A 24334-nucleotide genomic window follows, 5' to 3' on the forward strand; every position below is an offset into this window, starting at 1 on the left:
GGTGTCAGGCTCCGATCTTGTGGCGGGTGCGCGCGAGCAGGATCACGGGCACGAGCCCGGCCAGCACGATTGCGAGCGCGGCGACCGCGCCTTCCTCATAGGTGCCGCGCGCGGCCTCCGCATACAGCCAGGTCGCGAGCGTGTCGAAATTCAGCGGGCGCAGCAGCAGTGTCGCCGGCAGCTCCTTCATCGCGTCGACGAAGACGAGCAGTGCGCTCGTCGTGAGCGCGGGCCGCAGCAGCGGCAGGTGCACGCGGCGCAGCGTGCCGCCGGCCGTCTCGCCTAGCGAGCGCGCGGCGTGTTCGAGCGACGGCGGAATGCGCGCGAGGCCGGCTTCGATGCTGCCGGCCGAGATCGCGAGAAAGCGGACGGTGTAGGCGATCACGAGCGCGGCCGCCGACCCCATCAGCAGCAGCCCGTCACGGCCCAGCGCCGCGCCGAGCAGCCGGTCGGCCGCCGCGAACGGGATCAGCAGGCCGATCGCGAGCACGGTGCCCGGCACCGCGTAGCCGAGGCTCGCGATTCGCGCGCACACGCGGGCCGGGCCCGCACGCGCGCTGTCGCGCTGCGCGCGCGCCGCCCACGAGACAACGAGCCCGCATGCGAGTGTCGCGACGGTTGCGGCGGCGGCGATCGTCAGCGTGTTCGCGAGGCCGGTCATCAATTGAGCGGATACGCCGCCGACGAGATGCAGCCGCTTGCCGGTCTCGACCGCGAGGTATGCGGCCGGCGCGCCGAAGCCGAGCAGCACCGGTAGCCAGCCGAGCGCGGCGGCGCTCCACGCGGCCGCGCCCGTCAGCTTGCGCGGTGCGACCGGACGCATGCGTCGGCCGTGCGCGTAGCGCTGGCGACGGCGCCCGTAACGTTCGAGCACGATCATGCCGACGACGATCGCGAGCATCGCGAGCGCGATCTGCGCGGCGCCGGCGAGATCGGAGCGCGTGATCCACGTCGTGTAGACCGACACGGTGAGCGTCTGCACACCGAGGAATTCCGATGCGCCGATGTCGTTCAGCGTTTCGAGCAGCGCAAGGCTCACGCCGACGGCGATCGCGGGCCGGGCGAGCGGCACGACGACGCGCCAGAACGTCGCGATGCGTCCCGCGCCGAGCGTGCGCGCGGCTTCGAGAAGACTCGCGGACTGCGTGACGAACATTGCGCGCGTGCTCAGGTACACGTACGGATACAGTACGAAGCCGAGCACGAAGATCGCACCGGGCAGCGAGCGCAGGTCGGGCAGACGGAACTGGCGCGGGCTGTCGAAGCCGAGCAGCCAGCGGATCGCGCCCTGCACGGGACCGATCGGGTGGAGCAGGTCGAGATAGGCGAATGCGACGATATAGGTGGGCACCGCGAGCGGCAGCAGCAGCGCCCAGGTCAGCATCCGGCGGCCGGGAAAATCGTACGCGGTGACGAGCCAAGCGCAGCCGGTGCCGACCACCGTGACGATCGCGCCGACGCCCGCGAGCAACAGCAGCGTGTTGACGAGCGCCTGCGGCAGCACGAACTCGGCGAGATGCTTCCAGTGTGCGAGATCGGCGCCGAACGCGGCGGCGACCAGCACCGCGAGCGGCGCCGCGACCGCCGCCGCGATCGCGACGGCCGCGCCCAGCCAGAGGCCGCCCGCGCGCGAACGGAGCGGCCGGCGGCGCGTGCGGACGAACGTTGCGTCAGTTGTCAAAGCCGACCTTGTCGACGAGCTGGCTGGCCGCCTTGCGGTGCTTCGCGATGTCGGTCAGCGGAAGCGGGTCGACCTTCAGCGTGCCGAAGCTCGCGATCACCGGATCGAGCTTCACGTTCGCGCGCACCGGATATTCGTAGTTCGCCTGCGCATACAGCGCCTGCGCTTCCGGCGACACGAGGTACTCGAGCAGCTTCACCGCGTTGGCCTTGTGCGGCGCGTGCTTCGCGACCGTCGCGCCGCTGATGTTCACGTGCGTGCCGCCGCTCTTCGCGTTCGCGAACGTCGGCCGCACGACCTTGATCGCGTCGCCCCACTTGCGCGCATCGGTGCCCGGCTCTGCGTTCTTCATGTGACCGACGTAGTACGCGTTGGCAAGGCCGACGTCGCAGATGCCGCCGAGAATGTCGCGCGCGACGTCGCGGTCGCCGCCCGTCGCCTTGCGGGCGAGGTTCGCCTTCACGCCGCGCAGCCACTTCTCGGTCGCGGCTTCGCCGTCGTGCGCGATCATCGCCGCGACGAGTGCCGTGTTGTACGGATGCTGCCCCGAGCGGATGCAGACCTTGCCCTTCCATTTCGGATCGGCGAGATCCTCGTAGCGGAACGCGTCGACCTTCAGATCCTTCTCCACGTACAGCACGCGATCGCGCAGCGACAGCGCGTACCAGTCACCCTGCGCGCCGCGCAGGTTCGCGGGAATCGCATCGTCGAGCACCTTCGAGCGCACCGGCTGCGCGAGCCCGCCGTCGACAAGGTCGAGCAGGTTGCCGATGTCGACCGTCATCAGGACGTCGGCCGGCGACTGCGCGCCTTCCGCCTTCACGCGCTCGAGCAGGCCGTCCTTCACGAACACCGTGTTGACCTTGACGCCGCTCTGTTTCGTGAACGCGTCGATCAGCGGCTGGATCAGCTTCGGTTCGCGAGTGGTGTACAGGCTCACTTCCTCGGCCGCGTGGGCGAGTGGCGCGAATGCGGCGGCGGCAAGGGCGAGGGCGCCGGCGAGCGGCAGCAGGCGGGTGCGCGGGTTCGACATGAAGACTCCGATGAGGCAGGCGGACGAAGAAGCGTTCCGGGGCGTGCCTGCCGCCCGAGCAACCCGAAACATTACAAAACGAAAGATTTCGGATTCTAGATCGGAATGGGAATGATTATCAAATGAAAGGTTGCGGAAAGCAGGGAGGAAGGTGGGAGGAGGGGGCGCTACCGGGGCGTCGCAGCGCGTGCGCAAGCGCGTAGAATGCCCGCTTCAACGAAATCGACGGAGCCGTACCGATCATGAACGATCAGCGCAAGAAGAACCCTGTCCGCAACGTGAGCATCCTGATCGTCGTGGCCGTGCTGCTCGTGATCGGGACGATCATGTATAACGCGATCTCGCAGAAGCACGCGTACGACGAGGCCCATCCGGCCGAGGCCGCGAGCGCCGCGTCGCACTGACGCCGGCGCGGATGCGCATGATCGCTGGGCAGCCCGGTCGGGCCGCCAGCGATGCGCAGGAACGGCAGGAAGCGTGGAAGTGGTGCGCGGCGCGAGGCATCGCGCCGGGACGGGCGTGGGCGCCGAAGCCGGCGCGCCGCGTGGCAGGGTCAGCCGTGCGTCAACGTGACGCAGGCGCAAATTTCGGGCGGATTCGTGCGTAGAACAAGACCGCGAGCAGCACGAGCCATGCCGCGCCGACGTAGAGCGCGACGCGCGTATCTTCGAACCAGCCGAGCATCACGATCACGAAAGCCATGAACGCGATCGTCAGCGCGGGTGCGACCGGCCACAGCGGCACCTTGAACTTCAGCGCCGCGACTTCCGCGCTCGACAGGCGACGGCGCATCGCGACCTGCGACAGCAGGATCATCAGCCACACCCACACGGTCGCGAACGTCGCGATCGCGGCCACCACCAGGAACACGTCCTTCGGCATCAGGTAGTTGAGCACCACGCCGATCAGCAGCGCGCCGGCCATCACGAGCACGGTGACCCATGGCACGCCGTGCCGCGACGTCTTCATCAGCACGCGCGGCGCCTGGCCCTGCCGTGCCATCCCGAACATCATCCGGCCCGCGCCGAAGATGTCGCTGTTGATCGCCGAGATCGCCGCGCTGATCACCACGAGGTTGAGAATGGTCGCGGCCGACTTCACGCCGAGCGCCGAGAAGATCTGCACGAACGGGCTGCCGTCGCTGCCGACGCCGGTCCACGGGCTGATCGACATCAGCACGACCATCGTCAGCACGTAGAACAACAGGATGCGCGCCGGCACCGCGTTGATGGCGCGCGGAATCACGCGCTCCGGATCCTTGGCCTCGCCGGCGCTCATCCCGATCACCTCGATGCCGCCGTACGCGAAGATCACGACCGACAGCGACGCGATCAACCCGCCGATCCCGTTCGGGAAGAAGCCGCCATGGTTCCACAGGTTCGCGAACGTCGGCACGTCGGCCGAATGGCCGAAATGCATGCCGGTCAGCAGGATCGCAACGCCGCCGCCGATCATCGCGACGATCGCGCCGACCTTGATGAGCGACAGCCAGAATTCGAGCTCGCCGAACACCTTCACATGGCACAGGTTCAGCCCGCAGATGACCGCGACGACGCCGAGCACCCAGATCCATTGAGGGACATCCGGAAACCAGAAGCCCATGTAGATGCCGAACGCGGTGATGTCGGCGATCGCGACGATCACCATTTCAAGCGTGTAGGTCCAGCCGGTGACGAAGCCCGCGAATGGGCCGAGGTTTTCGGTCGCATAGTGGCCGAACGAGCCGGCGACGGGCTCGCGCACGGCCATCTCGCCGAGCGCGCGCATCACCATGTAGACAGCCGCGCCGCCCAGGATGTAGGCCAGGATCACCGCCGGGCCCGCGAGCTGGATCGCGGACGCCGAGCCGTAGAACAGGCCGGTGCCGATCGCCGAGCCCAGTGCGAGAAAGCGGATGTGCCGCGCGCTCAGATGGCGCTGCAAGTTCTTCATTGAGTCTCCGAAATCGTTATGCGACAGACCGGGTGAGCGTGGCCGGCCCGGCTGGTTCGAGTTGTATATACAACTTAAGCGTGCCGGCATGATAACAAGCCGGGCCATGTGACCGGAATCGGGTATTCCCTGACTGGCGCAACCGGCGCAATCGAAGGTGGGGCCATCGCGCAGCGGGCGCGTGGGCCGTAAGGGGCGTGCGGACCATGCTTCGGGAGGGTATTGCGGGAGCGTGGGAGCGCTGCCGGCCGGCCCGCTTGTGTGCGCGGGCGGCCGGTGGCGCAACGACGTCATGGCGTCATGGCGTCATGCGGGCAGGCGGATGACGCTCGCGTCCTTGCGGATCAGCTGCGACGACGCGAGCATCTGCTTGCACTGGTGCGCGAGCACCTTCAGGTCGTGCGTGAGCTCGGCGCCGACCGCGTCGGATTTTTCCGCGGACACGACCATCGCGTCGAGGTCGCGGGTGATCTGCTTCGTCGCATCGAGCTGGTCGGCCGGCGGCGGCTCGCCGGCTTCTGCCTTCTCGAGGTTCTCGAGCACGGCGGACAGGCCGCGGCGCAACGCATCGTCGTGGACGATGTTCTCGTCGGCCGCGCATGCGCTCCGGATCAGTGGCGCGGCGGCGGTGATCTGTGCGCCGAGCACGTGGGTCTGCACGAGCAGGTCGTTCAGCTCCGGCACGAAGCGCTGGTGCGCCTTCGGCTCGATCATCATCCGCTGGAACGCCTGGCCGAGGTTCGCGAACGCGATGTGCACGTCCTTGCGCGCGAGGCGGTAGCGGTAGTCGTCGTCGAGCGCGGTGGCCGGCGTCTCGATTGCCGCCGCGACGACCGGCACGACCGCCGCGCCGTCGGCGGCCGGCACGGGCGGTGGCGACACGCCGCGCCCGGCGCGCCACACTGCCTCGAAATACCTGCGTGTCGAGGTCAGCATGTCGGTGACGAGCTTGCCCATCAGCCGGTATTCCCAGTACGGGAACAGGCGGCTCGCCGCGATCGCGATCATGCAGCCGACCACCGTGTCGATCGCGCGCTCGCCGATGATCCGCATGCTGCCCGGCGCGAGCAGGTGGAACATCAGCAGCACGTAAGACGACGTGAACACGACGCTCGCCGCGTAGTTGAACAGCAGCAGGCTGTAGCTCATCACCATCGACCCGAACATGATTGCGATCAGCAGGTGCGGTTCCTTGACCGTGTAGATCAGCGCGATGCTCGCCGCGCAGCCGATCAGCGTGCCGACGATACGCTGAGCGTTGCGCTGCTTGGTGAGCGAGTAGCCGGGCTTCAGGATGATGATGGTCGTCATCACGATCCAGTAGGCATTCGTGAGCGGCAGCAGCCGGCCGAGCCAGAAGCCGACCGCGACCGCGATCGTCACGCGCAGCGCGTGGCGAAAGCTCGGCGAGCGCATGTTCAGGTTCGAGAAGATCAGGAGCGGCGACATCCGGCGCCGCTGCAGGAAGCGCGTGAGCGCCTTGTCGATCTTCAGTTCGGTCTGCTGCGGATCGGCATGGCCCGACAGGTTGCGGCGCATCCGGTCGATCAGGCGCGTCGCGCTCCAGATGCGCCGGAACGTCGCGAGCACGGCTGCGTAGGCTTCCGCGTTGGTGGCCGGGAAGTTCTTCTTGCGCATCAGCTCGATCTCGTACTCGATCGCGCGCAGTTCGGCCTTCACGCTGATCCGCGAATGCGGCGCCCGATTCTCGAGCACCGCGAGGCCGATTTCCTCGAGGTCGCGGGCCGCCTTGTGGATCAGGTCGCGATAGAAAATGATCAGGTCGGAGCCGCCGAACGTGTTGCGCACGAGCGGGTAGTCGGTGTGCGCGCCGACGAACAGCTCGTGCAGGTCGACGCTGTTGATGAACAGGTTGTACATCATCGTGCGGCCGGGGTCGAGCTTGCCGCGGCGCAGCTTCGGCAGGTTGCGCAGCACGATGTCGCGCGCGGTTTCCTGGGTTTCGACCGCGGTGATCTGCTTCGCGACGAGATTGCGATAGCACTCGTCGAGATCGGCATCGAGATCGTAGAACTGCGCACGCGCGAGCAGGTAGTCGGCACATGCGAACAGGCTTTCGGCGAGCGCCTGCTGTTCGATCCGGCGCGCCTGCCATTGCGACACGAGCGTCGCCCAGTACGTGTACCAGAGACCGCCGGCGAGAATCCAGCCGGCATTGACGAACGCTTGCAGCGGCGTGAAATTCTCCTCGAGCGTCATCACCATCATGAACAGCGTCGCGAAGCTGATCTGCGGCCAGCGGTTGCCGTAGACGACGATCAGCGACAGCACGAACGTGAGCGGCACGATCGTCAGCCACAGCGCGAAGATGTTCGGCGTGGCGAGGCCGGTCGCGAGCGCGGCCAGGAAGCCGATCACGCTGCACGCGAGCATTTCGTTGTGCTTGTACTTCAGCGGGCCCGGCATGTCGACGACGCACGCGCCGAGCGCACCGGTCGAGATCGTGAAGCCGAGCTCCCGGTTGTGAAACACGATCAGGCACAGCACGGCCGGCAGCGATACGCCGACAGCGATCCGCAGGCCGCCGAAAAAGTACTGGCTGTAGAAAAACTTTCTGATTTCGACCGAATAGCGCATCGATGAGCTGAATGACAGACGAAGACGCCCGGAGCGGCGTATTGACTGGCGACGAGTCTATCGTATTTCGCGGTCCGCAAAACCTGGCCTTTCGGACGAGGTTCGCCGCGACGGTCCTTTTGCTATCCTTGGTGCTCCCGTTCGCACGGCCTGGCCCGCGCGAGGCTCCGACACTCGCTTCATGCTCCATCTCTTCTATTCGAACCGTCACGAAACGCTGGCCGACGCGCTGCTCGACGACCTGGCCGCGTTCCCGGCCCGCAACGGCCCGTGGGCGCCGCAACAGGTCATCGTACCGAGCGCGGCGCTGCGCCGCCGTCTGGAACTCGACATCGCCGCGCGCCACGGCGTGTGCGCGAACGTCGAGTTCACGTATCTCGCGCAATGGCTGTGGGCACAGATCGGCCGCGTGCTGACGGTGCCCGCGCGCTCGCCGTTCGCACCCGATCGCCTCGTGTGGCGCTGCTACCGGCTGTTCGCGCAGGGCGCGGGCAGCGCGCCGTGGCTCGCGTCGCCGCGGCTGGCTGCGTATCTGTCCGCGTCCGACGACGCGATGCGCTACGAGCTCGCGCAGCGCGTCGCGGCCGTGCTCGATCATTACCTGACCTATCGGCCCGAATGGCTGGCCGCATGGCAGGCCGGCGAGTCGGTGCTCGCGGGCGACGCCGCGCCGCGCGGAATCAGCGATGCCGCACGGGACGACGAGCACTGGCAGGCGGCGCTGTGGCGCGCGCTGCTCGCGGAGCTGAGCGACAGCGGCACGCCACCCGCGCATCGCTTCCTCGTGGAGGCGCGCAACCTCGATCTCGAAACCGTCGCGCGTGCCGACTGGCCGGAATCGGTCAACGTGTTCGCGCTGCCGACAATGCCGCCGCTGCACGTCGCGCTGCTGCGCGAGCTGTCGCGCTGGATCGACGTGCGCGTCTATGCGCTCAATCCGTGCCGCGAATTCTGGTTCGACATCGTCACCGCCGCGCATGCCGAAGCGCTCGATGCGGCCGGCCGGCTCGACTATCAGGAAGTCGGCCATCCGCTGCTCGCGGAGTGGGGCCGGCAGACGCAGGCGCAGCTGCACATGCTGCACGAACTGACTGAAAGCGCCGCGTCAGGCGATGCGTCGCGTTTCATCGGGAATCCCGCGCCGACCTGGCTCGCGCGCGTGCAGAACGCCATCCTCGACCTGCAACCGGAGGCCGAGCTCGGCGAAGCGCCGGCCGAGCGCGGGATCGAGGTACACGTGTGCCACAGCCTCGCGCGCCAGCTCGAGGTGCTGCATGACCGCCTGCTCGCGTGGTTCGATGCGGACGCGACGCTGCAGCCGTCCGATGTGCTCGTGGCGGTCGCCGATCTCGCGGCGGCCGGGCCACTGATCGATGCCGTGTTCGGCACGGCGGGCGCCGGCGGCGCGCGCGTGCCTTACCGGATCACCGGCCTGCCGCCGTCGCAGGCGAACCCGGTGGCGCGCGTGCTGCTCGAATGGCTCGCGTTGCCGGATCGGCAGGTCGGCGCGCCTGAGTTGGTCGAATGGCTGCGCGTCGACGCGGTGGCGGCCCGTTACGGCATTGACGCAGCCGCGCTCGAGACGGTTCAGACCTGGCTCGCGGCCGCAGGCGCGCGGCGCGGGCTGTCGCCGACGGTGAGCGACGATGCGGCGGTGCCTGCGCCGCGCCATACGTTTTCCGATGCGCTCGCGCGGCTCTTCCTCGGCTATGCGATGCCGGAAGGCGCGGCACCGGTCGGCGCGTGGCTGCCGATCGAGGCGGCGACCGGCAGCGAGGCCGAACTGCTCGGCCGGCTCGCGCGCTTCACGGACGATCTCGACGGCTTCTCGCGACGGCTCGCCGACGCGCACACGCCGCGCGCCTGGAGCGAACTGTTCGCCGACACGCTCGCGCGGTTCTTCGACTCCGGTGCCGCATATGCCGATGCGCTGTCGGGCGTGCGCGACGCGCTCGACGCGATGCTCGCCGCGATGAAGGAAGGCGCGCCCGACGAAGCCTTGCCCGCGGCCGTCGTACGCGCGGGGCTGGCAACCGCGCTCGACGATCCGGCGCGCGGCGGGGTGCCGTGGGGCGGCGTCACGTTCTCGTCGCTGACGAGCCTGCGCGGGCTGCCATACCGCGTCGTGTGCCTGCTCGGCATGGACGACGGTGTGCTGCCGAGCCTCGCTCGCGCGGACGAGTTCGATCTGATGGCCGTGTTGCCGAAGCTCGGCGACCGGCAGCGCCGCGATGACGAACGCAACCTGTTCCTCGACCTGCTGCTCGCCGCGCGCGATCGGCTGCTGATTGCCTATACGGGGCGCAGCATTCGCGACAACGCGCCGTTGCCGCCCGCGGCGCTCGTCGACGAATTGCTCGACCATCTCGCGCTCGTCACGGCCGGCGCGGACGCCCCGCCGGACGCCGTCGATGCCGCGCGGCGCGCGTTCATCGTCGAACATCCGCTGCAACCGTTCGCGGCCGAGTATTTCCGGCCCGGCAGCGAACTGGCTTCGTACGACGCCGAGCGCGCGACGCTCGCGGCACTGCTGGCCGCCGAATCCGCACGCGATGCCACGCGCGAGCAGCCGTTCTTCGCGCAACCGCTGCCGGCCGAGCCGGTCGAACCCGTCGCGTTCAGCGAATTCGAACGGTTCTGGCGGCATCCGGCCCGCGCGCTGCTGCGCGCGCGGCTCGGCATCGTGCTTTCCGACGCGCAGGCCGAACTGCTCGATACGGAGCCGTTCGCACTCGACTTCGCGGGCAGCGACGCGCTCGCCGAGCGCGTGCTGCCGCTTCTGATCGAATCGGATGAAGGCGGCGTGCACGATCACGCGCTGCGCATCGCCGACGCCAGCCCGGAACTGCCGGGCGGCGCGACAGGCGCCGTCTGGCGCGACCAGGCGCTCGGCTCGATGACGCAGCTTGCGTCGAACGTGCGGCGTGCGCTGGCCGACGGCATGGAACGGCGGCCATTCACGCTCGCGATCGCGCCTGCATGGCCCGACACCGAACAGGCGCTGTTCGGTGCCGACGACGCGATGCTGTCGGGCGATGCGGTGAGTGCGCCGCTCGAGTTGCACGGCACGCTGAATCGCCTGACGCCGGCGGGCCAGATCATCTATCGCTATGCACGGCCGAGCGCGCGCGACTACCTGTCCGCGTGGCTCGCGCACCTTGTCTACTGCGCGGTGGCGCCCGACGGTCCGCGCCGCACGCTGTGGTTCGGCAGCGGCGGCGCGTTCGAACTCACGCCGGTCGCGGCACCGCTCGAGCGCCTCGCGCCGCTCGCCGCGCTGTTTCGCGCGGGGCGGCGCATGCCGCTTCGGTTCTTCCCGCGCAGTGCGTGGGCGTGCGTTTCCGACGGCGAGGCGAAGGCCGCGAGCGTCTGGATCAACGAGCGCGTGGTGAGCGAAGCCGACGATCCGGCGATCGCGATCGCGTGGCGCGGCGCGCATCCGTCGCTCGACGAGCCGTTCGGCACACTCGCGCGGCTCGTGTTCGAGCCGATGCTGGAACATCTGAAGGAGGTCGCATGAGCGCCGCATCCCAGCCGCAGGCGGCGCTCGAACTCGACGTGTTCGCGTGTCCGCTCGACGGCGTCAACCAGATCGAGGCGTCGGCCGGCACCGGCAAGACGTGGAACATTTGCGCGCTTTACGTGCGCCTGCTGCTGGAGAAGGATCTCGGCGCGGACGAAATCCTCGTCGTGACCTTCACGAAGGCGGCGACGGCCGAACTGCACGAGCGGATCCGCGGGCGGCTGGCGCAACTCGCGCATGCGCTCGATACCGGTGACGACGGCGGCGATCCGTTCGTCGCGCGCCTGCTCGAGACGACGCTCGGCGAAGCCGGCGCGCTCGACCCCGAGACTGCCGCGAAGCGGATCCGGCGTGCGCTGCGCTCATTCGACCAAGCGGCGATTCACACGATCCACGCGTTCTGCCAGCGCGCGCTGCAGGAGGCGCCGTTCGCAGCTGCGATGCCGTTCGCGTTCGAGATGCAGGCCGACGACGCGGCGCTGCGCTTCGAGCTCGCGGCGGACTTCTGGCGCACGCGCGTCGAGCCGATGGCCGCGCGCTGGCCCGGCTTCGCGACGTGGCTCGTCGAATCGGGCGCGGGCCCGGCCGCGCTCGACGCCCAGCTCGCGCGGCGGCTGAAGAAGCCGCTCGCCGCGCTGCGCTGGGACGGCGTCGTCGAACCGGACGCATCGGCGGAGGCCGCTGCCGTCGAATGCTTCGCGGAGGCCGCGCGGATGTGGGCCGACGAGCGGGATGCGATCGACGCGTTGCTGCGCACCGCGCAGCCCGTGCTCAATCAGCGTTCGCACAAGCCCGACGCGGTTGCCGATGCGCTCGGCGCGTGGTCCGCGCATTTCGCGCAAGGCAACGCGGCTGCCGCGATACCGAGGGCGGCGCTCAAGCTCACGCGCACCGCGCTCACGAAGGCGACGAAAAAGGGCGGTGCGACCCCCGAACACCCGTTCTTCGACGTGGCCGACGCGCTCGACGCGGCGGTGGCCGCCGCCGAGGCCGCGCAGCGCGCGCGCTGGCTCGCGCTGGTCGCCGACTGGCTCGACACCGCGCCGGGCGAACTGGCCGAACGCAAGCGTACGCGCCGCGTCGTGTCGTTCGACGATCTGCTTGCGAACCTGTATCACGCGTCGCACGCGCATCCGTGGCTCGCCGAGACGCTGCGCGCGCGCTATCCGGCCGCGCTGATCGACGAATTCCAGGATACGGACCCGCTGCAGTTCGCGATCTTCAACAGGATCTTCGCGCCGGGCGGGCCGCTCTTTCTCGTCGGTGATCCGAAGCAAGCCATTTACAGTTTCCGCGCGGCGGATCTGCATACGTATCTCGCCGCGCGGGCAAGTGCGAGCGCGTGCTACACGCTCGCGGTCAACCAGCGCTCGACACCGGCGGTCGTCGATGCGTGCAATCGCTTCTTCATGTCGAACCCGCGTGCGTTCGTGCTCGACGGGCTCGACTATTACGCGGTGCGCGCCGGCACGCGCGTGCGCGCTCCGTTCGTCGACGGAACCGATCCGGGCCCATCCGGCGATTTCCGTATCTGGGCACTCCCCGGCGGCGACGGCACGCTGCTCAAGCGCGACGCGCAGGCACAGGCCGCCCAGGCGTGCGCGGCCGAGATCGCCCGGCTGATGCGCGGCGCGCGCGAAGGACATGTGCGGCTCGGCGATACGCCGCTGTCGCCGGGCGACGTCGCGGTGCTGGTGCAGACGCACCGGCAGGGGAGTCTCGTGAAGCGCGTGCTCGCCGCGTGGGGCATCGGCAGCGTCGAGCTCGCGCAGGCGTCCGTGTTTTCGACCGGCGATGCGGAGCAGCTCGAGCGCGTGCTCGCGGCGATCGATGCGCCGGGCGACCTGCGGCGCTTGCGTGCGGCGCTGGCCGCCGACTGGTTCGGCCTCGATGCGGGGGCGCTGTGGCGGATGGAGCAGGGCGACGGCGATGTGTCGCGCGCAGCGGCCGACAGTGCGGACGCGATGAGCTGGGTCGAGCGCTTCTCGCGCTATCGGCTGTTGTGGCGCGAACGCGGCTTCGCGGTGATGTGGCGCACGTTCACGCGCGAGCTGCGGATCGCCGAGCGGCTGATGGCCGGCGCCGACGGCGAACGCCGCGTGACCGACATCAACCACCTGGCCGAATTGACGCAAGCGCGCGCGTCCGCGCAGCCGGGTATCGCGCCGACGCTGCGCTGGCTTGCCGCGCAACGGCTCGACGGCGGCGGCGAGGAAGCGCAGCTGCGTCTCGAATCCGATCGCAACCTCGTGCAGATCGTGACCGTGCATAAGTCGAAGGGCCTCGAATATGCGGTCGTGTTCTGTCCGTTCCTGAACGACGGGGGGCTGCGCGAGCCGCCCGCGTCGGCGCTGCCCGACGCGCGCGAGTATCACGACGATGCGGGCGACGCCGTGCTGCATTACGGGTGCGACGACGAAGCCGCCGAGCATGCCGCGCGCCAGGCGTTGCGCGAACAGGCGGCGGAACGCGCGCGGCTCGTCTACGTGGCGCTCACGCGCGCGGTCTATCGGTGCTATCTCGTCGCCGGGCCTTATCTGTCGTCGCGCTCGACCCGCGAGGCGCGGCGCAGCGTGCTGAACTGGCTCGTGGCCGGGGCCGGCCAGTCGTTCGACGCGTGGCTCGACGAGCCGCCCGACGAAGCGGCGCTCGACGCCGCGTGGCAAGCGCTCGCGGGCGGGCCCGTGAGCGTTGCACCGTTGCCGGTGCCGGCGCGCCGTGAGCGGCTGGCTGCCGGCCACGATGCATCGCAGACGCTCGCCGCACGCCATGCGACGCGCGTGCTGCGCGACGCATGGCGGATGGCGAGCTTCAGTTCGCTGACCGCGTCGATGGCGCGCGAGGAGGCGGGCGTCGCGGTCGTGCCGGACGACGATCTGCGGCCCGATCACGATGCGCTTGCCGCCGTCGCGCCGGACGGCGCGCTGGCCGTGGCCGACACCGTCGCGGTCGAGGTCGAACCGCCGGACGACGACATCCTCGTGTTTCCGCGCGGCGCGGCAGCGGGCGAGTGTCTGCACCGCCTGTTCGAACTCAGCCGGTTCACCGAGCCCGATTCGTGGCACCAGGCGGCGCTCGGCGCGCTGCATGACCGGCCAGTCGAGGCCGAGCCCGAACTCGCGACGCGCCTGCCCGCGATGATGGCGCGGCTCGTCGACAATGTCGTGCGCACGGAGCTCGTGCCGGGCATGCGGCTCGCGGATCTCGATCCCGCCAAGCGGCTCGACGAGATGGGTTTCCTGTTCCCGGCGCCGTCGCTCGAGCTGGGCGCGCTGCGCCGGCTGCTGGTCGCGCACGGCTATCCGGACGTTGCGCTGGACGCCGGCGTGCTCGCCGGTTTCATCAAGGGTTTCATCGACATGATCGTCGAACACGACGGCCGCTTCTGGATCGTCGACTGGAAGTCGAACCATCTCGGCAATACGCCGGACGCTTATGGCCCGCGTGCGCTCGACGTCGCGATGGCCAATCATGCCTATCACCTGCAGGCGCTGCTCTATACGGTTGCGCTGCATCGCTATTTGCGCGGGCGGCTGCCCGACTATGACTACGACACGCATATCGCGGGCTATCTGTACCTGTTCGTGCGTGGCGTGCGGCCGGACTGGCGCAGTGCCGGCGAACCGGCCGGCGTGCATGCGCGGCGGCCCGCGCGCGAACTCGTCGACGCGCTCGACCGGATGATGGAAGGGGGCCGCGCATGAACGTGTCCGACGATACGCTCGAATTCACCGGCGGCCTCGTCGCGCGCCTGCCCGAGCCGGCTGATTTCGGCATCGCGCTCGCGGAAGGATTCGCGCGGCGCATCGGCGACCTGTCGCGCCGCGCCGGTGCGCCGGCCGCGGCTGCGCGCTGGGCGGCGCGTGCCGCGTTTGCGGCGAGCCGGGCGACTGCGGGCGGCCACGTATGCGTGTCGCTCGGCGCGCTCGCGCAGCGCTACGAGGAACCGGTCGACGACGTGCGCGCGGCGCTTGCCGCGAGCGGCGTGGTGGCGTTCGGCACGCTCGCGTGCGGCGACGAGCGGCCGCTGATCGTCGACCGGCACGACCATCTGTATCTGTCGCGATATTTCGACTACGAACGTCGGCTCGCCGATGCGCTCGTCGCGCAGGCCGGCGTCGCCGCACCGGGCGACGTGCTGTCGCCTGACCGGTTGCGCGACAGTCTCGTGCGTTACTTCGGGCCCGCGACGGGCGAAGTGGACTGGCAGCGCGTCGCGGCGATCGTTGCGCTGACAGGACGCGTGACGATCGTCAGCGGCGGCCCTGGCACCGGCAAGACGACGACCGTCGTCGGCGTGCTGGCTTGTCTGCTCGACGCGCATCCGGGATTGCGCATCGCGCTGGCGGCACCCACCGGCAAGGCCGCGCAGCGGATGCAGGAAGCGCTGCACGCGCGGGCGGGCGACCTGCCGCCGGAACTTGCAGCGCGCCTGCCCGACACGTCGTACACGCTGCATCGCCTGCTGGGCGGCGGCGGGGCGGCGGGCTTTCGCCATCATCGCGACAATCCGTTGCCGTACGACCTCATCGTGGTCGACGAGGCGTCGATGATCGACGTCGCGCTCGCCGCGCATCTGCTCGACGCGCTCGCGCCGGGCGCCCGGCTCGTGATGCTCGGCGACAAGGATCAGCTTGCCGCGGTCGAAGCCGGCGCCGTGTTCGCCGAACTCAGCGCACGGCCGACGTTCACCGCCGCTGCGCGCACGCGCATCGCGGATGCGCTCGGGATCGACGAGGCGGCTTTCGTCGCGGCCTTGCCGGTGCCGGACGGCGAGGCGGCGGGGGGAGTTGCTGTTGCGGCTCAAGCGCAGGCTTCCGCGCCATTGTCGGCGAGCGCGGCGCGCAAGCCACCGGCGCGGCGCAACGTGGATACGCGCCAGGCGTCGTTGTTCGACGACGCCCCGCAGGACGAAGTGGTTTCCCCGGCTGCTTCGACGTCACCTGCACCCGCCGACCTCGATGGCGCTTCCGCAGCCACCGATCCAGCATGGATCGAAGCCGACGAACTCGCGTGGCTCGACGCGGTCGAGCTCGCGCCGCTCGATCCGGCCCATGCGGGAGGTTCGGCAACACGGGTATCGACCGCCGCAACGCGAGCCGATGACATCGCCGCCCCGTCACCCGCACCGCTCGCAGACTGCGTCGTGTGGCTCGAACGCAATTACCGCTTCGGTCTCGATTCGCCAATCGGCCGCCTGTCGCTCGCGATCCGCCGCGGCGACGTGCAGGGCGCGCTCGGCGCGTTGCCGGCTGACGATGCCGCTGCCGCGTCCTTTCACGACGACGCGGGCGAGACGCTTGCGGCGTCGACGGTCGAGCGGCTCGCGCGCCGGTTCGGTGCGTACATCGATGCGTTGCGCACGGCGTTGTCCGGGGCGCAGCCCGATCCGTTGCCTTTGTTCGATGCGCTCAACCGCTTCCGGATCCTGTGCGCGACGCGCACCGGCTCACGTGGCGCCGAGCACGTCAATGCACTGGTGGCCGCGCACGTGCGGCAAGCCGTGCGCGTGCCGCTCGCGGTCGGCGCACACTGGTTCACCGGGCGGCCGATCATGGTGACGCGCAATGACTATGCGCTCGGGCTGTTCAACGGCGACATTGGCATCGCGTTACCGGACGCGCACGGCGTGCTGCGCGTATGGTTCCGCCGCGCGGACGGCACCGCGCGCGCCGTGTCGCCCGCGGCGCTGCCGCCGCATGAAACGGCGTTCGCGCTGACCGTCCACAAGTCGCAGGGCTCCGAATTCGACGAGGCCGCGCTCGTGCTGCCGGCGTCGTTCAGCCGTGTGCTCACGCGCGAACTCGTCTACACCGCCGTCACGCGCGCGCGCACGCGCGTGCAGGTGATCGGCCCGCGGCGCGTGCTGGCGCAGGCAGTCGCGACACGCACGCAACGCGATTCGGGCCTTGCGGCCCGCGTCGACGAGGCGCTCGCGCGGCGCCGCAAGGAGACGTCGCGATGATGATCCGCTACACGCTCGATCCGGCCGAAGTCGAATGGACCGCCGTGCGCGCGCAGGGCGCCGGCGGCCAGAACGTCAACAAGGTGTCGAGCGCGATTCACCTGCGTTTCGACATCCGCGCGTCGTCGCTGCCGTCCGTCATCAAGGAACGACTTCTCGCGCTGTCCGACCAGCGCATCACGCGCGACGGCATCGTCGTGATCAAGTCACAGGAATACCGCACCCAGGAGAAAAACCGCGACGCAGCGCTCGCGCGGCTCGATGCGTTGATCGGCAGCGTCGCGTTCACGCCGCGTGCGCGGGTCGCGACACGGCCGACACGCGCATCGAAGGAGCGGCGGCTCGAACACAAGTCGCGCCGCAGCGTGGTGAAGTCCGGACGAGGGAAGGTGATCGACTGACGAAAGAACAGGCCGAGCGGCCGGCATGGCGGGCGGCGTCGTGCCGCCCCATGCGCTACCGCATCACGGTGCCCGCACTGTCGAGCACGAAGTCGACGCAGAACACGACGAGACGGTTTTGCGCGCGAATCGCGACGGCTGCCGTGTAGCAATCGCGGCCTTCGGTCAGCGAGAAGTGCGGACCCATCAGCGCGACGCGCCCCGGCGCCGCGATCGCGCGCTGGAAGTACGGTCGCCGCGACCAGTTGCTGTGCGTCTCCGGGAACAGCGGCGAGAGCCGCGTGCCGCTCGTCTGGCCGTCCTCGGGACGCGCGCCGATCGACGGCAGGAACTGTTCGCCGATCTCGTCCGTGACGAACACCCGGCGCGCGGCCGGCACCACGAATACGCGTTGCGCGGCGTCCTGTAGGCTGCCGCTCGCGGAAAATGCGGCCGCGCCGGCGAGCACGAGCCGCTCGATCGCGTCGAAGCCCGGCTGCTCGGCGATCGCTGGCGTATGCCGACGGGCGATAAAGCGTTGCCACGCGGCGTCGAGCATCGCGGGCGCCGCGGCGCTCGCGTGCGCGATCGACGCGTCGGGCTGGCCGAACTGGAAGCCCTGGACGAAATCGATATCGGCCTCCATCAGCGTCTGCAGCGCGTCGTCGCTTTCGACGCCTTCGGCGAGCACCATCGCGCCGGCCTGATGGAGCATCGATACCAGGTGATGCATGATGCGGCGATCGTCGGCCGATGCGTTCGCGCGTTCGACGAGCGTTCGATCGAGCTTGACGATATCGGGCCGTGCGCGCCACACGCGATCGAAATTCGAGAATCCGGTGCCGAAATCGTCGATCGCGATCAGGAAGTCCCGATGCTGGATCATGTCGATCGTGCGGGCGAGTGCGGCTTCATCGCGCGACGGCTGCTCGACGACTTCCAGCACGATGCGGTTCGGCGGCAGCGCGAAATGACGGCACAGCGCCTCGACGAATTCGCGCTGCACGAGGCCCGAATCGAGCACGCGCGGCGTCACGTTCAGGAACAGCCAGCCGTCGCCGATGCCTTGCGCTACGAAGTTGGCCGTATGCAGGCAGCGAGCGAGCCGGTCGAGCAGCAACGCGTCGGCGGCGGCACGCGTCCTGTCGAACAGCGCGACCGGCGAAACCAGCGCGCCGTTCTCGTCCACGACGCGCAGCAGCGCTTCATAGCCGACCACGCGCTTGTGCGTGATCGACAGCACGGGTTGAAACACGCTGCGCAGTGTCGTTTCGCGATATGTGGCGATCCAGCCGCTGGGCGTCGGCGTGAGGCGTTCGAGCAGGGAGTCGAGCGAGAGGTCGCGAGAGGGCTTCATGTCAACGATGCCCTGGGGCGATCGGGGGGCGGTATCGTGCGCGCCACGCAGAAGCCGTCGCACGCGCAGGTGGACGCGAAAGAACGTGGGGCATCGTAACCGCCTTCTGCGGATGAGTGATCCGAGTGTAACGGGAATGGTGCCGCGCGCGTATCAGGGTAACTCCAGACGCAAACGCTACACCGACCGCTGGACGTAGCATTCCGCACGGGAGCGCGACACGCAAGGCCACCGGTCGCGTATGCGGCGGCAGCGTCGCGTGTGCCGCGTGCATCGCGTGCAAAGAATGCGGGAGAGCGGCAAGGCCGGGCGGCTGCATCGGCATCAGGCCAAACTCGACATGCGCCGTCGCGCACCGATCGACGCGGGGCGCTCGAGGATCGGCAGCCGGCGCGTCGCGGGGCGCCCGCACCGGCGGGGTGCCGGCCCTGCCCGCCGCTCAGGCCGCTTCACCGCCGCGCGGCCGGAGCCCGGGAATCCGCTTGATCACGCCGGTGGCAAGCGCGGTGCCGACGAGCACGATCGCGCAGCCTTCGACCATCACGACCGATACGTGTTCGCCGAGGAACAGCGCGCCCCACAGCAGGCCGAACACCGGGATCACGAACGTCACGGTAATCGCGCGGGCCGGGCCGACATGCGCGATCAGGTAGAAGAAGATGAAATACGCGATGCCCGTGCAGGCGATGCCGAGCGCGAGCACGGCGCCCCACGCATGCGCGCCGACAGCTGCCGCGGGCCAGGTCGCGATCGCGAACGGCAGCAGCAGCACGGTCGAGCCGATCATGCTGCCGGTCGCGTTGACGAGCGGATCGACGCCGCTGAGCGTGCGCTTCGTGTAGTTGGCCGCGATGCCGTACAGCAGCGTCGCGCCGAGCGCGGCGGCGGCGGCGAGCGCGGTCGCGTTGGCGCCGGTGCTGCCGTGCGCGTTCGCGATCTGATCCCACACGAGCGTGAGGACGCCGGCAAAGCCGATCACGAGGCCGAGCGCGCGCGGCAGCGACAGCTTCTCCTTCAGCCAAAGATAGGCGACGAGCGCGCCCCACAGCGGCGTCGTCGCATTGATCACCGACGTCACGCCGGCCGACAGCGTCAGTTCGGCGAATGCGAACAGGCAGAACGGGATGCCCGAGTTCAGCGCGCCAACGACGAACAATGGCCACGCGCGACGGCGTAGCTGCGCGCCGAGCTCGGCGGGCTTGAAGCGCGTCAGCGCGAAGCCTGCGAGAAACAGCGCGCCGATTCCCACGCGCAACGCCATCAGCGGCGCGACACCGAAGTCGGCGACGCCGATCCGGATGAACAGGAACGACGCGCCCCACAGGGCAGCGAGGACGGTCAGCAAAAAGGCGTTCTTGGGTGACATCGAGCGTGGCGGGCGAGGGGACGGGATGCGAAGAATCTTACACCGCGTTCCTGTGCCATCGTTTCACGATCGGATGAAATGGCAAGAATCGGGAAATCCGCTCGCCCCCGACGCGAACCGGCCGGACGGCCGGGGCGGCCGTTCAATGATGGCGCCAGCCACGGCGTCCACCGAAGCCGAAATTGAGCGACACCGCGGGGCCCCAGTAGCCGCCCCAGGCCGGGGCATAGGCGGGGGCCGGATAGTAGTACGCGGGGCCTGGATCGACATAGACGGGCGCGGGCTGCACCGGCGCCGCCGCGTAATAGCCGGACGGATAGTAGCCGTAAGGGTAATAACAGCCGGCGAGCGTCGTGCACGCGAGCGCCGCGGCGACGAGGGTCCTGTTCATGATGTCTCTCCGGCGGAGCCGGCAATCGGCGGATGCTTAAGCTTAGGCCGCTCGTCGATGACAAGGTGCGCTAAACGGTAACGGATCATTTCCGGGCCGCTGCGGCGTGTTGAGGCGCCGCATGTGAAAAACGGCGCTTCCGCCGTGCGGAAACGCCGTCAGGCCGGAACGTGCTGCGCGTCGCGCAGCAGCCGGGTAAGCCGGCCGGCTTATTTGCCGACCTGGTTGCCGATGATGCCGCCGGCTGCCGCGCCGCCCAGCGTCGACAGCGCGTTGCCGCCGATCGCCGCGCCGGCGACGCCGCCGACACCCGCACCAATCGCGGTATCGCGCTGACGTCGTGTCATCGAATCGCAGGCCGAGAGGCTGGCCACCGTCGCGACGAGCAGCGCGCATACCCCAAAACGCCGAATCGAATGGTTCATGATCGTTGTCCTTGTGGTAGTGAACGGAGGTCGCGCGACCGCCTGACGGCCGCGCATGCATTCAATCTACGCGTCGTCCCGCGCGGCGGTTGTAAGGACTTGTTAAGGCTCGAGCGGTTTCGTAATCAATTGTTTCCCGTGCGCCGGCGGGTACACGGGATGCGTGCGCGCAAAAAAGCCCGCTCGAAAGCGGGCTTTGTGCCGTGCTTCACGAAGCGAAGCGGTCGGTGTGGACCGCCGCGTTCGCTTGCCGACTTACTGACGGTGATAGATCTCGGCGCCGGTCTTCACGAACTCGACCGCCTTGACTTCCATCCCCTTCTTCAGCGCCTCGGTTTCCGACACGCCCTGCTGCGCCGCGAACTCGCGCACGTCCTGCGTGATCTTCATCGAGCAGAAGTGCGGGCCGCACATCGAGCAGAAGTGCGCGACCTTCGCCGAATCCTTCGGCAGCGTCTCGTCGTGGAATTCGCGCGCCTTGTCCGGGTCGAGGCCGATGTTGAACTGGTCTTCCCAGCGGAACTCGAAACGCGCCTTCGACAGCGCGTTGTCGCGCACCTGCGCGCCGGGGTGCCCCTTGGCCAGGTCGGCCGCGTGCGCGGCGAGCTTGTACGTGATGATCCCTTCCTTCACGTCGTCCTTGTTCGGCAGCCCGAGGTGCTCCTTCGGCGTCACGTAGCACAGCATCGCGGTGCCGAACCAGCCGATCATCGCGGCGCCGATGCCCGACGTGATGTGGTCGTAGCCCGGTGCGATGTCGGTGGTCAGCGGCCCGAGCGTATAGAACGGCGCTTCCTTGCACCAGTCGAGCTGGAGATCCATGTTCTCCTTGATCAACTGCATCGGCACGTGGCCGGGGCCTTCGATCATCACCTGCACGTCGTGCTTCCACGCGATCTGCGTGAGCTCGCCGAGCGTCTTCAGTTCGCCGAGCTGCGCTTCGTCGTTCGCGTCGTAGATCGAGCCGGGACGCAGGCCGTCGCCGAGCGAGAAGCTCACGTCGTACGCCTTCATGATCTCGCAGATCTCTTCAAAGTGTTCGTACAGGAAGCTTTCCTTGTGATGCGCGAGGCACCACTTCGCCATGATCGAGCCGCCGCGCGACACGATGCCCGTCATCCGGTTCGCGGTGAGCGGCACGTACTGCAGGCGCACGCCCGCGTGGATCGTGAAGTAGTCGACGCCTTGCTCGGCCTGCTCGATCAGCGTGTCGCGGAAGATTTCCCAGGTCAGGTCCTCGGCCTTGCCGTTGACCTTTTCCAGCGCCTGGTAGATCGGCACCGTGCCGATCGGCACCGGGCTGTTGCGGATGATCCACTCGCGCGTTTCGTGGATGTGTTTGCCGGTCGACAGGTCCATCACCGTGTCGCCGCCCCAGCGGATCGCCCACGTCATCTTGTCGACTTCCTCGCCGATCGACGACGTGACGGCCGAGTTGCCGATGTTCGCGTTGATCTTCACGAGGAAGTTGCGGCCGATGATCATCGGCTCGGATTCCGGGTGGTTGATGTTCGCGGGGATGATCGCGCGGCCGCGCGCGACTTCGTCGCGCACGAATTCGGGCGTGATCTCGGCCAGCGCATTCGCGCCGAATGCCGCCGCGCCGAACGCCTGGCCCGGGTGCTGGCGGCCCATCATCGCGGCGAGCTTCGCGCCGTTCGGGCCGCTCGACTTCAGGCTCTCGATGTACTCGGCGCGGCGCTGGTTCTCGCGGATCGCGATGTATTCCATTTCCGGCGTGATGATGCCCTGGCGCGCGTAGTGCATCTGCGTGACGTTCTTGCCGGCTTGCGCGCGGCGCGGGTTGCGATGCAGGCCCGGGAAACGCAGGTCGGCGGTGGCCGGGTCGGCCGCGCGCTCGAGGCCGTACTGGCTCGACAGGCCGTCGAGCACCTCGGTGTCGCCGCGCGCTTCGATCCAGCGCTGACGCAGTGCCGGCAGGCCGGCGCGGATGTCGATCTTCGCGTCCGGATCGGTGTAGGGGCCCGACGTGTCGTACACGTAGATCGGCGGGTTCTTTTCGCCGCCGAAGCCGGTCGGGGTGTCGGCCTGCGTGATTTCACGCATCGGCACGCGGATGTCGGGCTGCGAGCCGGTTACATAAACCTTTCGCGAATTGGGCAGCGGGGCGACGGCAGCGGCGTCGACATGGGCGTCCGCGGACAGAAACTTCGGATTGGCGTTCATGCAATCTCCTGTGTGAGCGCCGGACAGGCGCTACGGCGCTTGCCCGGAGCCCTTGACGAATGTGGGGCTCGAGCTAAGCAGGAGACGAGGCTTGGTGAGGCGGCGGATTTCGTCAGAAGGATGGCGGCGAAATCCGTACGCTTCCCTGCGCTGGCATTATCCAGATCAGGTTCAAAGGGTATTTCTCACCCGCAATGCCGGTTGTTTGACCGAACGCATTGCAGGACCCCCGCGTTAGCAGCGCACACGATACACTGGCTTCGCGGCGGTTTCAACAGGCGGCCGCGGTGCAGTTGCAGCAATGCGGGCGGTGCGCCGGCGGCGCAAGCCGCGACGCATGGCACCGCCGCAGGGCCCTGCAGCCCGGCTGACAACGACGGCGCGGTGCAGCATTGCCGCGGTTTCGGCAGTTCCTGAAAAAAAATTTCGAAACGACTGTCATATCCCGCGACGTCCTCCGTCTATTCGGCTCCTCAAACCCATGTTTCGGAGAGATGTCATGAAAAAAGTACTGATCGCTGCGTGTGTCGCCGGTTTCGCCATGGCCGCAACGGGCGCGTATGCGCAGAACGACGCGATGTCGAAGGAAGGTTCGTCGATGTCGAAGGATGCGATGGGCCACGACGCGATGGCGAAGGATGGGGCCATGAAGAAAGGCGCCATGAAGAAGCATGCAATGAAGAAGGACGCGATGTCGCACGACGCGATGGGCAAGTCGATGTCGGGCGACAAGATGGCACCGTCGAACTGACCGACGCGGGCGGGGCGCGGCCCGCGCATGCGGCACACGAGGCCGCCCGCGCATCGCGCACCGCCGCTACGTTCCGGGAGTCTTCATCATGCAAACTGTTCCCGCTGCCGGGCGCACGGCTGCCACGCCGCCCGCCCGCAAGATTCATCCGCTGTGGGTGCGCGTGAGCCACTGGCTCAACGCGCTCGCGGCGATCCTGATGGCACTGTCCGGCTGGCGCATCTACGATGCGTCGCCGATCTATCCGCCGTTCACGTTCGCGCACGGCATCACGCTCGGCGGCTGGTTGGGCGGCGCGCTCCAATGGCATTTCGCGGCGATGTGGCTGCTGGTCTGCAACGGGCTGTTCTACCTCGCGATGTCGATCGCGACGGGCCGCCTCGCGCGCAAGATGCTGCCCGTCACGCCGGCGTCGATATGGCGCGACGTGCGCGCGGCGCTCGGCGGCCGGTTGCCGCACGACGATCTGAGCGTCTACAACGCGGTGCAGCGTGCCGCATACCTGACCGCGATCGTCGATCTGATCGTGCTGGTGCTGTCGGGGCTCACGATCTGGAAGTCCGTGCAGTTTCCGCTGTTGCGCGAGCTGTTCGGCGGTTACGACGACGCGCGCGTCGTGCACTTCTGGGCGATGTCGCTGCTCGTCGCATTTTTCGTCGTACACGTCGCGATGGCGCTGCTGGTGCCGCGCTCGCTGCTCGCGATGCTGCGCGGTCGCTGACCCGCACGCGGCGGGCGAAGGAAC

The 24334-nt window shown here is 68.7% G+C and carries 16 protein-coding genes and 1 riboswitch; of the genes, 7 read left to right on the plus strand and 9 right to left on the minus strand.

The annotated features are described in order from the left end of the window. Positions 1–4: 4 nt before the first annotated feature. On the minus strand, positions 5–1681 hold the full coding sequence (locus tag WS75_RS21785) for an ABC transporter permease (RefSeq protein ID WP_059683052.1): 1677 nt from the start codon (positions 1679–1681) through the stop codon (positions 5–7). Next, positions 1671–2714 (minus strand): Fe(3+) ABC transporter substrate-binding protein, encoded by a 1044-nt coding sequence (locus tag WS75_RS21790; protein ID WP_059683054.1) that lies wholly within the window; start codon positions 2712–2714, stop codon positions 1671–1673. The genes WS75_RS21785 and WS75_RS21790 overlap by 11 nt, the downstream gene beginning before the upstream one ends. Positions 2715–2956: 242 nt before the next feature. Here WS75_RS21790 and WS75_RS33750 point away from each other — a divergent pair, with 242 nt between their 5' ends. Further along, positions 2957–3118 carry a hypothetical protein gene (locus WS75_RS33750; RefSeq protein ID WP_011884072.1) on the plus strand — a complete coding sequence of 54 codons (162 nt, stop codon included), beginning with the start codon at positions 2957–2959 and terminating at the stop codon, positions 3116–3118. 160 nt (positions 3119–3278) lie between these two features. Here the strand turns inward: WS75_RS33750 and WS75_RS21795 are convergent, their stop codons facing one another. Both WS75_RS21795 and WS75_RS21800 read right to left on the minus strand, forming a co-directional pair. After that, the gene (locus WS75_RS21795) at positions 3279–4646 is read right to left on the minus strand and encodes an amino acid permease (protein WP_059683057.1); all 1368 of its coding nucleotides are present in this window, start codon (positions 4644–4646) and stop codon (positions 3279–3281) included. A 306-nt stretch (positions 4647–4952) separates the two neighbouring features. Continuing rightward, positions 4953–7244, minus strand: a complete 2292-nt coding sequence (locus WS75_RS21800; RefSeq protein WP_059683059.1) for an FUSC family protein — start codon at positions 7242–7244, stop codon at positions 4953–4955. A gap of 181 nt (positions 7245–7425) precedes the next feature. Between WS75_RS21800 and recC the strand changes: the two genes are divergently transcribed. From recC to arfB, 4 genes are read left to right on the plus strand one after another with little or no spacing between them, the layout of a single operon-like run. Beyond that, positions 7426–10764, plus strand: coding sequence for an exodeoxyribonuclease V subunit gamma (recC, locus tag WS75_RS21805; RefSeq protein WP_059683061.1), 3339 nt, complete (start codon positions 7426–7428; stop codon positions 10762–10764). Beyond that, a complete protein-coding gene (gene recB, locus WS75_RS21810; RefSeq protein WP_059683062.1) occupies positions 10761–14471 on the plus strand; it encodes an exodeoxyribonuclease V subunit beta in 3711 nt (1236 codons plus the stop codon). The genes recC and recB overlap by 4 nt, the downstream gene beginning before the upstream one ends. Then, a complete protein-coding gene (locus WS75_RS21815; protein ID WP_059683064.1) occupies positions 14468–16732 on the plus strand; it encodes an AAA family ATPase in 2265 nt (754 codons plus the stop codon). Before recB ends, WS75_RS21815 begins: the two co-directional genes overlap by 4 nt. Next, positions 16729–17133, plus strand: coding sequence for an alternative ribosome rescue aminoacyl-tRNA hydrolase ArfB (gene arfB, locus WS75_RS21820; protein WP_059683066.1), 405 nt, complete (start codon positions 16729–16731; stop codon positions 17131–17133). Before WS75_RS21815 ends, arfB begins: the two co-directional genes overlap by 4 nt. 55 nt (positions 17134–17188) lie before the next feature. Here the strand turns inward: arfB and WS75_RS21825 are convergent, their stop codons facing one another. From WS75_RS21825 to thiC, 5 genes are all read right to left on the minus strand, one after another. Next, positions 17189–18469, minus strand: coding sequence for an EAL domain-containing protein (locus WS75_RS21825; protein WP_059683068.1), 1281 nt, complete (start codon positions 18467–18469; stop codon positions 17189–17191). A 439-nt stretch (positions 18470–18908) separates the two neighbouring features. After that, complete coding sequence (locus tag WS75_RS21830; protein WP_059683070.1) at positions 18909–19835, minus strand: DMT family transporter; 927 nt, start codon at positions 19833–19835, stop codon at positions 18909–18911. A 142-nt stretch (positions 19836–19977) separates the two neighbouring features. Further along, positions 19978–20226 carry a hypothetical protein gene (locus tag WS75_RS21835; RefSeq protein WP_059683072.1) on the minus strand — a complete coding sequence of 83 codons (249 nt, stop codon included), beginning with the start codon at positions 20224–20226 and terminating at the stop codon, positions 19978–19980. Between the two features lie 209 nt (positions 20227–20435). After that, entirely contained in the window at positions 20436–20651 is a 216-nt protein-coding gene (locus tag WS75_RS21840; RefSeq protein WP_059449419.1) for a glycine zipper 2TM domain-containing protein, read from the minus strand. 255 nt (positions 20652–20906) lie between these two features. Next, the gene (gene thiC, locus WS75_RS21845) at positions 20907–22838 is read right to left on the minus strand and encodes a phosphomethylpyrimidine synthase ThiC (RefSeq protein ID WP_059683075.1); all 1932 of its coding nucleotides are present in this window, start codon (positions 22836–22838) and stop codon (positions 20907–20909) included. A 124-nt stretch (positions 22839–22962) separates the two neighbouring features. Continuing rightward, a riboswitch (TPP riboswitch) is annotated at positions 22963–23079 on the minus strand. Positions 23080–23337: 258 nt separating this feature from the next. Here thiC and WS75_RS21850 point away from each other — a divergent pair. Continuing rightward, on the plus strand, positions 23338–23589 hold the full coding sequence (locus WS75_RS21850) for a pentapeptide MXKDX repeat protein (protein WP_059603444.1): 252 nt from the start codon (positions 23338–23340) through the stop codon (positions 23587–23589). A gap of 88 nt (positions 23590–23677) precedes the next feature. Beyond that, a complete protein-coding gene (locus tag WS75_RS21855; RefSeq protein ID WP_059683077.1) occupies positions 23678–24310 on the plus strand; it encodes a cytochrome b/b6 domain-containing protein in 633 nt (210 codons plus the stop codon). Positions 24311–24334: the final 24 nt, after the last annotated feature.

The organism is Burkholderia sp. FL-7-2-10-S1-D7, assembly GCF_001524185.1.
GTDB lineage: Bacteria > Pseudomonadota > Gammaproteobacteria > Burkholderiales > Burkholderiaceae > Burkholderia > Burkholderia diffusa.

Bases quoted from the DNA above. Each gene is read 5' to 3' on its own strand.
- WS75_RS21790 (WP_059683054.1), bottom strand. From the start codon at position 2,714: ATGTCGAACCCGCGCACCCGCCTGCTGCCGCTCGCCGGCGCCCTCGCC.
- WS75_RS33750 (WP_011884072.1), top strand. From the start codon at position 2,957: ATGAACGATCAGCGCAAGAAGAACCCTGTCCGCAACGTGAGCATCCTG.
- WS75_RS21795 (WP_059683057.1), bottom strand. From the start codon at position 4,646: ATGAAGAACTTGCAGCGCCATCTGAGCGCGCGGCACATCCGCTTTCTC.
- WS75_RS21800 (WP_059683059.1), bottom strand. From the start codon at position 7,244: ATGCGCTATTCGGTCGAAATCAGAAAGTTTTTCTACAGCCAGTACTTT.
- recC (WP_059683061.1), top strand. From the start codon at position 7,426: ATGCTCCATCTCTTCTATTCGAACCGTCACGAAACGCTGGCCGACGCG.
- recB (WP_059683062.1), top strand. From the start codon at position 10,761: ATGAGCGCCGCATCCCAGCCGCAGGCGGCGCTCGAACTCGACGTGTTC.
- WS75_RS21815 (WP_059683064.1), top strand. From the start codon at position 14,468: ATGAACGTGTCCGACGATACGCTCGAATTCACCGGCGGCCTCGTCGCG.
- arfB (WP_059683066.1), top strand. From the start codon at position 16,729: ATGATGATCCGCTACACGCTCGATCCGGCCGAAGTCGAATGGACCGCC.
- WS75_RS21825 (WP_059683068.1), bottom strand. From the start codon at position 18,469: ATGAAGCCCTCTCGCGACCTCTCGCTCGACTCCCTGCTCGAACGCCTC.
- WS75_RS21830 (WP_059683070.1), bottom strand. From the start codon at position 19,835: ATGTCACCCAAGAACGCCTTTTTGCTGACCGTCCTCGCTGCCCTGTGG.
- WS75_RS21835 (WP_059683072.1), bottom strand. From the start codon at position 20,226: ATGAACAGGACCCTCGTCGCCGCGGCGCTCGCGTGCACGACGCTCGCC.
- WS75_RS21840 (WP_059449419.1), bottom strand. From the start codon at position 20,651: ATGAACCATTCGATTCGGCGTTTTGGGGTATGCGCGCTGCTCGTCGCG.
- thiC (WP_059683075.1), bottom strand. From the start codon at position 22,838: ATGAACGCCAATCCGAAGTTTCTGTCCGCGGACGCCCATGTCGACGCC.
- WS75_RS21850 (WP_059603444.1), top strand. From the start codon at position 23,338: ATGAAAAAAGTACTGATCGCTGCGTGTGTCGCCGGTTTCGCCATGGCC.
- WS75_RS21855 (WP_059683077.1), top strand. From the start codon at position 23,678: ATGCAAACTGTTCCCGCTGCCGGGCGCACGGCTGCCACGCCGCCCGCC.